Genomic DNA, 14,693 nt, shown 5'->3' on the forward strand with positions numbered 1-14,693 from the left:
TGGCATGATCGAGGCATTACGTGTTCTGAAAACCTGCAGGAAAACAGCAGTCTCCGCCCGCCGCGTTGCCCTTCAGCTTATCCAGAACAACATTGTGAGCGCCCCGGATCACCTGCGAGAGCAACTCCGTTCCATGAGCCGGATGCAGCTGATCCGAACACTTGCGGCATGGCGACCCGATCTGACGGACAGCGGGAATGTAACATCGGCCTATCGGATCGCACTGAAATCGCTCGCACGCCGGTATCTCGAGCTGACCGATGAGGCCGCTGACCTCGATACCCTGATCAGGGAAATCGTCGACAGTTTGGCACCGGACCTGATTGCCCGGCCATCAATAGGGTATGAGACCGCGGCACAGCTTTTGATAACCGCTGGCGATAACCCGGAGCGTTTGCGGTCGGAGGCAGCGTTTGCCGCACTCTGCGGGGTCAGTCCTGTTCCCGCTTCATCAGGAAAAGTACAGCGTCACCGTTTGAACCGGGGCGGAGATCGGGCAGCCAACTCTGCCCTCCACATCATCGCCATAGGCCGTCTGCGAACCGACGCGCGAACGAAAGTATATGTTGAGCGTCGGGTCGCAGACGGCCAGTCAAAAATGGAGGCAATCCGATGTCTGAAGCGCTACATTTCCCGGGAGGCCTACCACATCATCCGAAAACGAAACCTCGAGATCGCGAAAACCAAATCAGCACTTGACTGTTAGAAGGGCATCCAGGGTTCGCAATTCACCAGCACGGGTTTCACAGATGTGCTGCACGACGCCAGGGTGAAGATCTCCATGGATGGCCGCGGCCGATGGATCGACAACCGGATGGTGGAACGACTGTGGCGATCCCTGAAATATGAGTGCGTCTATCTCAACGCCTTTGAGACCGGTTCGGAAGCCAGGGCAGGCATTGGTGCCTGGATGGAATATTATAATGACAGACGCCCGCACTCATCCCATGGTCTGATGACGCCGGCGGAGGCCTATGATACCCACGATCCAAAACTCAGAACCGCCGCCTGAAATGAAACCCACGTCAAAGCTTAAGCAGGCGGAAAACCGGTCGAATATCTGGGACCATCTCTCTGAGGCTTGGCTCGATCTCAGCGTATCGCTCGGCCTTCTTGTCATGCTCGAATGTCAGCTGATGGCGGTCGAGCTCCAGCTTCTCAATCGTCCTGTCCGAGACGTTCGGAGAGTCCTTGCGCCGGACTTCCGCATAGCTGCGCAAATCCTTGGCTAGTGTCTTTAGAACAGGAATGCCGAGCAACCCTTCAATGCCGGAGCGGACTTGCGCCGACATCTCGCGCTCGGCAAGAACGCTGACCTGTTCGCCGTCAAACATGAAGAAATGCGCAAGCGTAAATGGCAGCAGGTTTTCTGCAATAAACTCACGGAACCAGTCCGCACGATCATTGCCCTGCAAGGCTCCAGCACCAACCGCCTTGCGTGTTGTCCCCTGAAATATATGGATTTCTTCATCTTGCGGGCGGTAAATACCGGCATCGTTAAAATGCCAAATACGCTGTATTTCCAGCGGCTCGTCATCATCATCCATGAAGGTCAGCTTGACCGAACAAGAATTGCGGCCAGCTTGCGTCGCGCCTCTATGCAGGGCTTTTTCCAAGAAGGCCTTGTAGGACGTCGCAAGCCTTTCTTTGTCGCCGCCCGAAAAAGGAGAGCGCGCAATAAGCGGCAAGCCATCACGACCAAACATCCCAAGCACAATGGCTTCAAACAGACTGGTCTTGCCATAACCGTTTGGCGCGCCAATCAGAATGATATTTTTATCAGAAGCCGGAGCAGGAAATTCGAAATTTGCCGTTGTGTAGGCTTTCCAATCTCGAAGAGTAATTTGAGAAATATACATGTGCGCTCATTCGTCCAGCTGAATACGGTCCAGAATATCATCAAAGGAGTCCCAAAGGCCGGCGCGGCGTTGTTTGCCAGTTTGTTCAACTTCTGACTGCACCAATTCCTCAAACTCAGCGAACAAGAGCCCGCTTTCCTTGCAGGCTGCCTTGATCATGGACCGTCCATCTTTGTTATCGAGTAGTACGACGACGTTGCGTGGCATCTATTTGTCCTTCTTGATCTCACGAACGCTCATTGGCCTAGCATTGGCATAGGTACCGATCTCTGCTGACCAGATTTCATGGATCAAATCAATTTCTTCCTGTGTGATCAAGGCTTGTCCCGTCTCCTTCTCAAGACCCCTAAGCCGCTCAAGGACTTCAGAGCGGGTCTGAAGCGTGAAAGGGCCAGGCACAAACGTGCCGCCGTCGGTAATCGTGATGCGCCCATCTCGCCGACGTGCCTGCCTGCGCTCCTTGTCGTTGCGAATAGAAACAAGCCAGTCGCGGAAGTCCAGCAAGGGACCAAACTCCGTGTAGCCATACTCGACAAAGCCCTCAAGGCTGCGATCCTTTTCGACAACCGTGCATGTCCAGCAGCCAAAACGTGAGGATGTGCTCCCGCAGGACGGGGCATCGTCTTTGGAGGTAACAACAGGGCACTCACCGCCGCTTGCTTCGCGGTACAGGCGGATCAGCTTCAGGTGTGATCCGCCCCATGGCGGCTCATTCAGGGCAAGAAACTCCCATACATCATCTGTATCAAGCTCGACAATTGGCCGGAACACCATGCAGCCTTGCAGATCATTGTGCTTGTTTAGCCGCTCACCATTGTCGTAGCGGCCAACAGAGGCCGCGCGCGTGGCGCTTTCTGAACGTCGAACACCAAGCAGCAGTATCACTTGTCCTGCTGTATCGGCCAAACTCTTGATATAGCGGCTTGTCGGTAGAATTTTCATCCGGTCTGTGCACCACCGGAATGAGCGATTGGGAGACGGATAGCCGCGTCCGATCAGATTGACCCAAAAAGATTGTTCCGGAGAAGGCCGTGTAATCTTTGTAATAACGGGTAATCCAAATGCGTCGGCTGCGCTTTGAATTTCATTTGTGCTTTCAATAATGTGCTGAACGAGGAGCGGGCTTTCGACCAGAGTATCATTCGCTACAATATGTACAGGCCGTTTTCTCTCACTGGGCGGCAATTTCATCAGCATTTCGAATGCAAGATGAGTTACGAGGGTGCTGTCTTTCCCTCCAGAATATCCTATGATCCAAGGGTAATTGTGATCCTGACGGTACTCATCGAGCAAATCAGCTTGAATCTTTTCAAAGGCTGAGGTGCTGTCCGGCTCCATCATTGTCGCTGCTGCGCTGTCTAGCCCCATCGTTTGCCCCATGATTCTGATTTTTCTGCTGTATCTTGTGTAGCAGCCGCGTTCGCCCACTGTAAATTGCGGATCACACCTTGATACGCGGCGTGAGCGCTTCTTGCCATATCTTCATGCCTTGCGGATCGGCAGTGGCTTCAGCCATGCAAGCTCATCAGGAACCAGCCCCCAACGCCATCGAGGGCCTCAAGCTCGGTTTGCAGGAGTTTGCACGCACAGCTGATCCCAAACGGTCTTTATTAGCTTGGTGCAGCCTTGTGGCGTCGCAGAAAAAACGCTCTCCTACAGCTTTCATTGATGTCGACTGTCAAAATACTTGAATGATCGGTTAGCACGTGTGCCTAACTTTTTCTTTTTGCCCATCGCGCCGGGTGCTGCATCACGGCGCCCCAATTCGGCCGAGCCATTGCCATCGCACCCCAAATTTTCATCCAGGTCCCATCTGAGCCGGACGCGACTCCAATCCAACTCAGATTTGAGTGAAAACATAAATCAATACTGTCAAAGACTTACAAGCTGAACACCCAATCCGCACAGTCATGAGGTCCGGAGAATATCGGCCCGGAGAGACCGCTTCCCGACCACCTGGCGCCAGCGCCAGTGCTCAGCCCCTCCCGCATAACCCTCGAAAACAACGACAAAATCCGGCCGCGGGCGGATCGGGAGAACAGTTTCTCAAGGGCAAGTGGCGGAGACGAAGTCCGCTTAATTTTTTGTTCAACTATCTGAAAAATTTAACTAAAAAATTTTACTTTCGAATTCATACCACAAAAAATACCACCGTAGGCAAAATTCGCAAAGTTCCATTGCCGGGAACAAAGGTGCTTTTGCATGTCCCGAAACGCGTTTCGTGTAATCGAGAAATCTCCCACGCGCTTCTTGCTTTCGCCAACGCTACCGTACTTCGCGATAAGGAAAACGCCGAGCATCTTCGTTGCCAGCTCGTCTTCGCCCGGTTGCGCGCCCGGCACATCCATGGACTGGGCTCTGGCCATAGTGATTGCATCCTCGGCCATTTGCGGAACCCCGCGCAGATATGCGGCAGACTGTGTCTCCTGCCCGACGATGCCATGATAAACCTCATTCCTTAGAGTATGCAAAAAACCTAAACCGTCAGCCCCGGTCCCAGTTTCTTTGAACAATGTCCGCAACCTCGTTGGGGGAAAACGCAACATCCCAAGACCACTGCCCTAAGCCTCCTGCGGCATTTACAGCCTCAACCCACTCTGCCAAAGCGTCTCTTTTTGCCTTGTTTTGTGGGCTGTCCGCACCTTTGATTTCCAATGCCAACAGTTTGCCGTTGGTGAACTTCACAAGAAAATCGGGAATGTATCGCCGACGAGAACCAGACCATAAATACTTTATTTGAAATCCTAGGTGATCGTTCTTTGCATACGCCAATACTTCGTCTGATTGCTCAAACACCTTGGCAGCGTAACCTTCCCAGGAGGAGTCACCAACCAAGTGGCTGATGTGCGACTTGACGACCGGAAAATTGGGTTTCGTCGTGTACCAGGTCCGCATCTGAGCCGTAGAGCCAATGGGATTTTCCTCGTCGAAAATCGGCGTTAGGCTTGTTCGGTTTTGCTCGTCAACGCTTTGCATAAGATGCTGAACGATCAGGTCGATGTTCAAAGCTATCAAGATGCGACGGCGCAGTGGATCAGAATGAAAGAAAGAAGGTATCTGAAGAACATCGGAGGCGATGAACTCTTCCACGATCCGCACCAATTGGGCTGCGAGGAGGTCTTCTGAGCCCTTGAAGCCATGGTTCATACTGGCAAAACCCTTACGAGCTGCTTGGAACACAAGCCGCTGTAACCGGAAGCCATCAGGGAGCTTTTCGAGATCAATCGATGACATTTTGCCGAGATCGGTTGCGCCACCAAGCGCAGGCGCGAGATCGGCGCTGATCGGTGTTGAAGCAGGGTCAAGCGTCAGCGTTTCAACGTTGGTCCAATCAACTGCCAACTCTCTGCGCACCACAGACTCGACGCGTACGACATTAGGCCACTTAATCTCAAGATTCGCTCTTTCGGGGACAACCTCAATTTGTGTCGATTGCTTCGCTGTCGGCGGAGCTTCTCCGGGATCACCCGACTCTGAAATCGAAAGCGGCACTCCGAACACGTTCACGTATTCAGGCAAGAAAAGGCCGTCTTCATCGCGGTCGTATGATACGCGTCTCAATCCCCGACCTACTACCTGCTCGCAAAGCAGCTGAGACGTAAAGGCGCGCAGGCCCATGATATGGGTGACATTCTTCGCGTCCCAACCCTCTGAAAGCATTGCGACTGAGATCACCTTCTGGAGGTCTTGGCCAGCCTGGCCGCGCTTGCCGACATTGTCGATTATCTCGCGCAGCAGTTCTTCCTTCTTCAGCTCACCGAGCTGGCGCTTCCTCGTTTCAGGAATGTCAGAGGCCTTAACGATCTCCTGCAAGCGCTGATCATATGCTTTGTCCGAAGTGGCCGCCTCGCCGATCTCCGCCTTGTCCAGCACCTTGGAGTCCACGCGCAGGGTCTTGTTCGGGGCCTGAAGCTCAGGCCAATGGGCGTCACCCTGATTGAAATAGTTCTCGATCCGGGCGGCTGTCTCTGTCCGGTTGCAGACCGTCAGCATGACCGGCGGTGAGTGATGCCCGGCTTCGGCCCAGTCCTTTGCCGTCTCGCGCCAATCGGCGCCAAGAAGTGTGTAAGCATCCTGTACGAGCTTTGGCAGCGCCTCGTGCGGCTCTGCCCTCGCTCGGTTCAGATCTTCGGAGACCGATTTGTCACGATAGATGTGGTAGAGCTTCGATCGCAACGTTTTGGAATCCGGCAGCGCATCATCCCGCACCACTACGCGCGGCGTCTTTACCAGCCCTGCCTCAATTGCATCGTTCAGCCCGAAATCCGAGATGATCCAATCGAACAGCGCCGTGTCGGTGCTCTTCTTGCCAGTGGGGGCAAAAGGGGTCGCAGATAGATCAAAGCATCGCTGAATGCGGCGGGTCTTGTGGATGCGGTCCAGACCTTCGATCCAGCGCGTCGCCTCGTCCAGGTCGATACCCTGTTCCGCCGCCTGCTTCTTGGAAATCTTCAGCTCTGGCGGTTTACGATAGGCGTGGTGCGCTTCATCGTTGATGACGATGATGTCCTTGTGCGCGGCCAGCTTGCCAAGCACACGGCGGGTGAACGCCTCGTCGGATTCCTTGCCCTTCTGCACGACCGACCGCTGCACCTCTTTCAACGGCATGAGCGTGTGCCAGTTCTCGATCAGCACCTCAGCCTGGTTCAGCTTCTGGCGCATCGATTCAGACGGACACAGGTTGAACTCGTCGTAGTAACTGCCCTCAGAAGGCAGCAATACCTGCAACCGGCCCTTTACCGTCAGGCCAGGGGCCACGATGAAAACCGCACGGCTGAAATCCTTGTTCCGCTTCGGGTAGGTGAGCGAGTTCAGCACCTGCCAGGTGATGATCATCGCCATCACCGTCGTCTTGCCCGCGCCGGTGGCCATCTTGTTGCACAGCCGTTCCCACGCGCCACCATCTCCCGGCACATGAATGCCTTGCTTAAAGGCGTCCGCGCCCTCGACCCACCAGATCAGCGTTTCAATCGCTTCCAACTGGCAGAAATAGAACGGGTGCTGGCGCGCATCCTCGTCATGCCAGTGCTCCAACAGCTTGCGCGTCACGATGGTCACACCGGGATAACCATCCTCACGCCACTGATCCACGCGATCACGGATCGTGTTGACCATGGCCAGCACTTCGGTGCGCTTGGTGTTGTTGCGCGCGTCGAAGACTTCATAGCTGGCAGGCCGCCGCTCTGGCTTGATCTCAAGCTTGCCGCCTTTGCCTTCGATCCAATGCTGCTCTGGCCGCTCCCACGGGCGGTTGATGATCAGGGACATGGCCTATCCCTCCAGCGCGACGATCTTGAGGGACTCGATACCCCGATCATCCACGATCTTCACCGCGATCCGCTTGTTTTCACCGGCCTCAAAAGGCAACGACACCGTCCCGTGGAACTGCTCCAGAAGGTCCTCGTCCAACTCCGCACGGATCGTTTTCTTCAACCGGTTCCAGCCGCCCTTGGCATCGGCCATTGGAAAGAACACCTGATGCGGCATGAGCGAGCGTTGATCGTAGTCGGTGTCCAGAGACCACATGGCGATCTGCTTCTTCCCGCCACTTATCAAATCCGGGTCATTGGGATTCTTCTTCGGTCGTGGGTCAAAATAGTCAAAGCCATGCACCTCGACCTCCCACATCCCGTCCTTGCGTTTGCGCACCTCGACCTCGGGCTGGCCCATCAGCCAGAAGGACTGGTTCGAGGAACGCGCCTTTTTCAGATCCTCGGTCAGCAGGTCCGTGTTCATCTGCACCTTGAGGAAGGTCATACCCGGCACATTCATCTCGTCGATGTCCTTGGCGGCCTCCGGATCAAAGGTGAAGGCGCAGAACAGCAGGAACTTCGGCTTGGGCATCAGCGTGTAGGCTTCGTTCATCGCCTCTTCGACCTGCCGCTGTTCCAGCGCGGCATGTTCGGGGCCGAAACTGACCACCACACGCTCGCCCGTGTCGGCGACCGATCCGCTGGCATGCAGGAAACGGGTGCCGGGGATCACTTCGAACTCGGCGAAAGTCATCATGTTGCCGCCCTTGCCGCGCACGCCGGTCTTCAGCAGTTCGTCGCGCCAGAGCGATTGGCGGGAGGTTTCGCCAGACCGGGCGACGGTGCTGTCGGCTTCCTCGGCGGGCAGGCTTTCGTCCAGTGAGAGCACCGTGGGCGCGGGCACCGCCTCGACGCTAAAGGGGCCGGTGATGCGCAGCTTGTTCTTGTCGATGCGGGGCTTGTCGTAGAGCGTTTCCTGATCGGCGTGATCGGCGATGGACTGGTCCATGCGGCGCTGCATGGCTTGACGGGCCTTGTGAAACGCCTCGAACGGTGTCTTAGCCGCATCCGGCCAATCGTCGGGCAGGTCAAAGGGCACCTCCCATTCTTCCAGCACGTCGCCATCGCGGAAGGAGACTTGCTTGCCCTTGCGATAGCCTTGGGTGGCCTTGATCGGCAGCGGTGGCGCGGATGTGAGCGCGGCGTTCAGATCGTCCAAAGCCGCCGTGATCTTAGGGTGATCCTCATCATAGATCGTGTCGATATCGGGGTTGTTGGCGATGGATTTCAGCGTGACATGCGGCACGGTTTCGTAATCGAACCCGCCCTTCAGGCCTTCGTGGGGATAGCGCAACGCGTAGTAGTCGAAACCGGCGGTCATCAGTCGCTGCTTGGCCAGCGTGATCGCCACGCGCGAGGTGTCGCAGGTGATCCAGCGCCGCCCCCATTTCTCGGCGACGAAAGCGGTGGTACCGGAGCCACATGTTGGATCGAGCACCAGATCGCCGGGATCGGTGCACATCAACATACAACGCTCAATCACCGTCCGAGTTGTTTGCACGACGTATGATTTCGCCTCAAATTCGATAGTATCGTGCCAAGAGTTAACCTGAGAAAGGTAGCCGAAATCGTTGAAGAACATTTTGAAGTACGGCTTCGTGCCCGGCTTATAAAGCCGAGACGCCTTCTTGAGCCTAGTGACACCGTCTTTTGTGGTGCGCCAACTCTTTGCACGAGCCTTCAGTGGTTCGCCAAAAAGCTCAAAATCGTAGGTACAACTTTCGGTATACCCTGATGAAAGCAGGTCAGAGCGCTTAAAGACACCTTCCAACTTGAAAGCGTACTCAGGATCGTCGAGCTCGTCTCTCGTTACACTTCGAAAATCAGTTGGTGAAACTGCAACGTTCTTGAATTCTGAGCCTTGGCCGGATTTCTTTCGGACCAACAGGTTGCGGTACTTGGGAGAAGCGTCTTGGTCCTTCACGTACCAAATCACATAGTCATAGATCGACTCAATGCTCCCCGATTCCAAGGGCATCATGCTTCGGTAATTGATTATGGCGACGAGGTTCCTTGCACCGAAAACCTCGTCCATCAGTTCCCTAATATGGTGAAGGTTTTCGTCGCTTATTTGGACGAATACACTACCGCGCTCATTCAGCAGTTCCCGCGCCAAGAGTAGCCGGTCGCGCATATACGCAAGATAGGAATGGATGCCCAGTTCCCAGGTGTCCCTGAACGCCTTGATCATCTCGGGCTCTTGCGTCAGGTCTTCGTCTTTTCCATCATCTACCTTTCGCTTGTTGGTGAACGGCTGAAAATTCGACCCGTATTTGATGCCATAGGGCGGGTCGATATAGATCATCTGCACCTTGCCGCCCATGCTTTCCTTGGTCAGCAGCGAGTTCATCACCAGCAGGCTGTCCCCCGCCACCAGCCGATTCGACCAGCCTTTTTCATGGCTGTAAAAATCCAAGGCTTGGCGCAGCGGCAGGTTCTCGAACGGGGCCGCGAACAGGTCCGCCTGCCGCCACTGCGCGCTTGCGTCCTGCCCCTTCAGCCGCTTGGCCGCATTGGCGAGGATCGTCGCCGGGTCCACCCGTTCATGAACATGCAGGGATACGGTATCGACCTCGAACGATGTCTTCTCCGCCTTGCCCGTCCAGTTCAGATAGGGCTGTTGCAAGCGTTTGAGTTCCGTCAGCGCATCTTTCATTCGCACCGGATCATCACTGGCCAGTGCCTCATCGATCAACGTCTCAACCGCCCCGCGCGCGCTGTCAAAGTTCAGCACCGGGTCCAGATGCGGATCGTACTGCCAGCGCGTCTTTTCCCCATCCGGGTCGGTATCTGCATGGACCATCCCCACCTCGGGATTGTTCACCCGTGTCTCGCCATGACGGTAACTCAGGACCTCTGACGGTTCGCCAGTTTTCCGTGCAGTCTTCTTTTTTTTACGCGGCACTCTCTGCTTGCGCGGCGTCGGCTCGTCCGTAAGCGTCAGTTCGAAAGTGTCCGCATCGTCTTTTCCACCACTCTCATCAGTTTCGTCCACCACACGCATGATCGATCCGCTGCGGTTACTGGCAAGCAACCCGTTATGGATCAAGGCATCACGGGACGCTACATAGTCTTCGTCACGAAGATCCGGCATACGCTCACGCAACAGAGCCAACATCGCGCCGTTGTTAATGGAGGAGCCGTCTTCCGGGATCAGGGACAGGATTTGGGTGCCTAATACGTCAGTCATTTCAAAAGTGCGCCAATCAAGAAATACAATGCGCCACAAAGAAGCTTTCCTGCCCAACTTTGTCCAGTACGATCTCCTCAGATCACCTGCTGCACGAGCTACTCCAACGTGAGCGACTGGATCAGTTCCCGCTGTCTTTCCCTTGAGACCGGCATATAAGCGCTGACAGTGGTCGCAAGCTGTTCATGACCAAGGTTGCGGGACCACGCTTTCCGCTCCTCCATTGTCCTGCAGCACCTGTCCATAAGCATCGCCAGTGTCTTCCGTACACTGTGAGGCGTGTAAGGATACATCCCGGCTGAAACGAACGCCGCCTTAAAGACTTTATTTACAACCTGAGCATTCGCATAGGGTTCATATGAAAAACCCGTGACCTTGAATTTTCCGTCTTTCGCTTCAACAAGCTGCTTTGGAAAAAGGGCATCTGTCGGGCCAAAGAGCCTTGTCTCCCTCAGATGCCGCACCCACGCCTCAAGGTGGCGCCGGTACATTGGCTCAACAGGAAAGAACCAGGTCTCGATCGTTTTTGAGGCTTTTGTTTTTACTTCACGGGCGTCCTGGAACACCATCCCCTCAACGACGTCGACGTGCTTCAGACGCAGGGTAGCTGCCGCCCCGTCCCTGGCTCCGGTCAGAACCAGAAGAGCGAACATGGCCTTGTCGCGGCGCTCAATTTCGGTGTCCTCAGGCATTGCCCGAAAAGCGGCGTCACACTGCTCCAGCGAGGGATAGCGGATTTGCCGCAAACTCCGGGCTGCGCGCGCATTTTTCATGTTGTTGTTGAAATACTCCGCATCGGCATGGTTCACTCGCGACCTGTAGCCGTTTTGGAACGCCAGCCATTCGATGAACTTTTTCACAATACGCAGCGATGCGTCGCGCGTGGAGAGACCGAGCGGTTTGCCGGTGCGCGTGTTTTTCCTGCGTTCGAGGTGCCGTTTGTAGGTGGCAGCCCAATCCCTGTGAAAGAGCTTGAACGGCTTGAATCCGACCGCTTTCTCAAAATCCAGCAGCGTCGAGCCAACCTTGTCCAACGTGGCTTCGTCCTGCCCTTTTGCTTCCCTCAGATAGCTGACGTAATCGTGTTTGATCCGCTCGTTATCCTCGTTAAATTTTCTCATGCCGTTACCGTGCCTCCGAAGTCATGGTTTTAACGCAGGTCCAGGGGTTCCTTTAGTCTGGTTCATCGCTATTGTCGGGAACCTCATAAAACGCGGGCCACGAGGGCAACTGGTCGGCGCGGATGTTACGGTTCAGGATGCATTCGCAGACTTCACAGAGCGCTCTGAGCCGACCATGTGTCGGCGATCTGGGGTGGTATTCGACCATGTCGATGGCAGCGCGTCGAGGTTCCTTGCAACTGAAACAAAAGAACTCTCCAAGACGAAGCGGTCTTTTTTGGCCCTGTTGTTTCCGTGTGATGAAGTCCTTCAATGCCCATCCAAGAATTAGCATCGGACGCTTCGCGCTGAGCACCGGCAAACCCTGGGTAATCCAGATACGGATGGTTTGCTCGGATACTCCGATCGCATCGGCGGCCTGCTCGACCGTATAGGTTCGATTGGATTTGACCTTCGAGGCGCTGATGCGGCGGGCCATCACCTCTGTTCCGGATCAACGCGATGAGCCTCTGCCCATGCATTCAAATCGGCACCGCGGTAAACGATCTTGCGGCCAAGCCGATAAAACGCCGGTCCGGTGCCCCTGTGGCGCCACTGCGCCAACTTCTCACGGTTGCCGAGAATATCCAGTTCAGGATCACCCAGTACGTAGTTCCGTTCATGCTCGAAAAGATTGGCCATCACCAGATTCCTTAGAAATCGATAGGATGACTATGCTTTGTATTCAGATTTATCTGTTTGTGAACAAGAGATTATTTGGCTGCAGCCAATTGAAAAAACATGAAACGCTTAAGGATTCTTTCTTGGGAGCAAAGGCTAGAGCCTTTTCTTCCGCTGCGCCTCTTCGATCAGTTGAACGATGTCCAGACGCCGATCCTCAATCACATTCCGAAGGAACCATACTTCGCTGTATGGCTTGCCAGAGCGCTGGAACTTTTCCGGATGCTCTTGAAGTGCTCTCTTCCGCAGTTCCCGCGCCTGCTGTTCCGGAGGTGCCATCATCACACGTGGCCCCGCTTCAACCGCAATTTCGACAAAAAGTTGCACACAGTAATCCCTGAGTTTCTCGGCCTTCCGCCTTGTTGCCGCTGTGCCCTTTTTTCTAGACGTCTGCTCTTCGGCAAGCTTGGCATAATATGCTGAAAGATCGCCTTCGAACTGCTCCTTCATGCACAGCTCTTTGTAAAGCATACCAATCAGAAAAGCGCTTTCAGGCCGAATGGGAAACTCGCGAAAATACTCTTGGACAATACGTGCGAGATACCAATCTTCTGAGAGCATTCCCCCATCGTTGCAGATATCGTGAACAATCAACCACGCTGCTACACCCAGCCTGCTGGCAGGAGGTTCTCCCAGAAGGTCGAGCTGCTCTTTAGAATAAAGCGGAGCTCCCTTACAATCTGTGATTGAATAATCTTCCCAACTTTCGATGTATGCGCCGTGGTACTTACCTTTAGGTAGTGCACCATATCGGGTTCCGACCTCTGTCTTCTCAGGCAGATATTTTGTTAGCTTCAACATTGCAGCGCATATTGAGACGATTGAATCCAGATCACACTGAATTGAATCAGACAGTACGTAATCCGGCACTTGTTCTAGAAAATCGTCTTCAAGTTCATCGAGGAAAGCTACCCCGGAAGACAGGCTGGTAATACCTTCTTTGAGATGAAAGTGAGCCATGTGGTTAATACCCATTGGCCCCTTTAGTTTGTCGCTCCTGATTAATTGAGAAACTCTCTCTTTAAAGTCACTTTTCAAAATCGAATACCTCGCCAGATGATCCAGCCACAAATCGAGACCAAAGTCTCATCAACTCACGACGTCTTTCTAAAAGATCAGTCCTTGCATAGGCCCGCTCAACATCGGACCCGACCTTGTGGGCCAGGCTCATCTCAGCCACTTCGCGTGGCGCATGCGCCTCTTCCGCGGCCCAGTCGCGGAATGTGGATCTAAATCCGTGCACGGTGACGCCCTCCACCTTCATCCTGCGCAAAAGCATGAGCATTGACATATTGGACAACGGTCTGTGCCGCTTTTGCCCCTCAAAAACATATTCGGACCGCATGGCCTCCAACGGCCCAATGATTTCCAGCATAGCATCCGTGAGCGGCACCCTGTGGCCGTCACCACCCTTCATGCGCTCCGCGGGACAGGTCCACAGCCGGTTTTCCAGATCCACCTCATCCCATTTCATCCCCAACACCTCCCCGGTGCGCGATCCGGTCAGGCAGGTGAACATCAATGCCTTGGCGGCCATCGCATTGCGGGTTTTGAGTTCAGAATAAAACGCGGGCACATCCTGCCATGCCATAGCCTTGTGGTGTTTCGGTTTTGACTTAACCTTCGGCAGCACGTTGGCATCTTTGATACCCGTCACGGGATTCTCACCGGACCGAAATCCCCTGGACCTGGCCACGTCCAAAACGGTCTTGATCCGCTGCGACAACCTTCGCGCGGTTTCATGCTTTTCCGTCCAGATCGGCGAGAGGCACATCAGCACTTCCGGTTGCCCGATGCTGTCGACCGGCATTCGGCCGATTTTTGGGAAAGCGTAATCTCTAAGTGTATTGATCCATTGCTGTCCGTGCTTGGCGTTCTTCCAGGTCGGCATACGGTCAATATGCACCTGTTGCGCGATTTCCTCGAAGGTCGGGATTTCCCGTTTGGCGTTAAAGCGGGGATTTAGACCCTGTTTTGCCATGCGCCGATATTCCAGGGCACGCTCACGTGCCTGGTTCAGCGTAACGACATCCGCGCCGCCCAAACCAAAATCCGTTCGCAGCGGAGCACCCAGCCTGTTTTTCTGACCCTTGACCACCACCCGCACGATCCAGCGACGCGCTCCGGACGGATCAACCACCAGGTAGAGGCCATTGCCATCACCGTGCCGTCCAGCGCCAAGGTTCTCAACCAGCTTTCTTGTCAGTTTCCCGGATAACGCCACGTTGAAAATACCACATTTCATACCACTCAATGAAAGGATACAACGGCAATCGAAAGAAATCCAACACAATGTCACTTTGGCCATAGAGGCTGGTAAACAAACAAAAAAGGCCGCCCAAAGCGACCCAGCCAAACTAAGAAAAAAGGTAAAGTGGCGGAGACGAAGGGATTCGAACCCTCGAAACGGTTCCCCGTTTACTCCCTTAGCAGGGGAGCGCCTTCGACCACTCGGCCACGTCTCCGCCGGTGGGTCTAACGGTCGGAAAAC

12 protein-coding genes, 1 tRNA gene and 1 pseudogene are annotated in these 14,693 nt (G+C 54.7%); 2 read left to right on the plus strand and 12 right to left on the minus strand.

What is annotated here, in order from left to right; genetic code table 11:
- Both ACP15P_RS16310 and ACP15P_RS16315 read left to right on the plus strand, forming a co-directional pair.
- Positions 1-706: transposase (locus ACP15P_RS16310; RefSeq protein ID WP_424929514.1), on the plus strand; the 706-nt coding region annotated here is incomplete at its 5' end.
- A gap of 9 nt (positions 707-715) precedes the next feature.
- Positions 716-1,012, plus strand: a pseudogene (locus ACP15P_RS16315) (transposase); the annotation flags it as partial.
- A gap of 13 nt (positions 1,013-1,025) precedes the next feature.
- Here the strand turns inward: ACP15P_RS16315 and ACP15P_RS16320 are convergent.
- From ACP15P_RS16320 to ACP15P_RS16375, 12 genes are all read right to left on the minus strand, one after another.
- Positions 1,026-1,859 (minus strand): AAA family ATPase, encoded by an 834-nt coding sequence (locus ACP15P_RS16320; protein ID WP_424929515.1) that lies wholly within the window; start codon positions 1,857-1,859, stop codon positions 1,026-1,028.
- Positions 1,860-1,865: 6 nt separating this feature from the next.
- Entirely contained in the window at positions 1,866-2,066 is a 201-nt protein-coding gene (locus ACP15P_RS16325; RefSeq protein ID WP_424929516.1) for a hypothetical protein, read from the minus strand.
- A complete protein-coding gene (dndC, locus tag ACP15P_RS16330; RefSeq protein WP_424929517.1) occupies positions 2,067-3,227 on the minus strand; it encodes a DNA phosphorothioation system sulfurtransferase DndC in 1,161 nt (386 codons plus the stop codon). It abuts the gene before it with no gap.
- A gap of 737 nt (positions 3,228-3,964) precedes the next feature.
- Positions 3,965-4,372 (minus strand): hypothetical protein, encoded by a 408-nt coding sequence (locus tag ACP15P_RS16335; RefSeq protein ID WP_424929518.1) that lies wholly within the window; start codon positions 4,370-4,372, stop codon positions 3,965-3,967.
- Positions 4,344-7,127 carry a BPTD_3080 family restriction endonuclease gene (locus ACP15P_RS16340; RefSeq protein WP_424929519.1) on the minus strand — a complete coding sequence of 928 codons (2,784 nt, stop codon included), beginning with the start codon at positions 7,125-7,127 and terminating at the stop codon, positions 4,344-4,346. The genes ACP15P_RS16335 and ACP15P_RS16340 overlap by 29 nt, the downstream gene beginning before the upstream one ends.
- 3 nt (positions 7,128-7,130) lie before the next feature.
- A complete protein-coding gene (locus ACP15P_RS16345; RefSeq protein WP_424929520.1) occupies positions 7,131-10,400 on the minus strand; it encodes a site-specific DNA-methyltransferase in 3,270 nt (1,089 codons plus the stop codon).
- 59 nt (positions 10,401-10,459) lie between these two features.
- Complete coding sequence (locus ACP15P_RS16350; protein WP_424929521.1) at positions 10,460-11,395, minus strand: tyrosine-type recombinase/integrase; 936 nt, start codon at positions 11,393-11,395, stop codon at positions 10,460-10,462.
- 139 nt (positions 11,396-11,534) lie between these two features.
- A complete protein-coding gene (locus ACP15P_RS16355) occupies positions 11,535-11,960 on the minus strand; it encodes a helix-turn-helix domain-containing protein (RefSeq protein WP_424929523.1) in 426 nt (141 codons plus the stop codon).
- Positions 11,960-12,163 carry a helix-turn-helix domain-containing protein gene (locus tag ACP15P_RS16360; protein ID WP_424929524.1) on the minus strand — a complete coding sequence of 68 codons (204 nt, stop codon included), beginning with the start codon at positions 12,161-12,163 and terminating at the stop codon, positions 11,960-11,962. Before ACP15P_RS16360 ends, ACP15P_RS16355 begins: the two co-directional genes overlap by 1 nt.
- Before the next feature lie 135 nt (positions 12,164-12,298).
- On the minus strand, positions 12,299-13,240 hold the full coding sequence (locus ACP15P_RS16365; RefSeq protein WP_424929525.1) for a hypothetical protein: 942 nt from the start codon (positions 13,238-13,240) through the stop codon (positions 12,299-12,301).
- On the minus strand, positions 13,230-14,447 hold the full coding sequence (locus ACP15P_RS16370) for a tyrosine-type recombinase/integrase (RefSeq protein WP_424929526.1): 1,218 nt from the start codon (positions 14,445-14,447) through the stop codon (positions 13,230-13,232). Before ACP15P_RS16370 ends, ACP15P_RS16365 begins: the two co-directional genes overlap by 11 nt.
- A 130-nt stretch (positions 14,448-14,577) precedes the next feature.
- A tRNA-Ser gene (locus tag ACP15P_RS16375) sits at positions 14,578-14,667 on the minus strand.
- Between the last annotated feature and the right edge of the window lie 26 nt (positions 14,668-14,693).

It is taken from the genome of Amaricoccus tamworthensis, from assembly GCF_049800875.1.
Classification (GTDB): Bacteria; Pseudomonadota; Alphaproteobacteria; order Rhodobacterales; family Rhodobacteraceae; genus Amaricoccus; species Amaricoccus tamworthensis.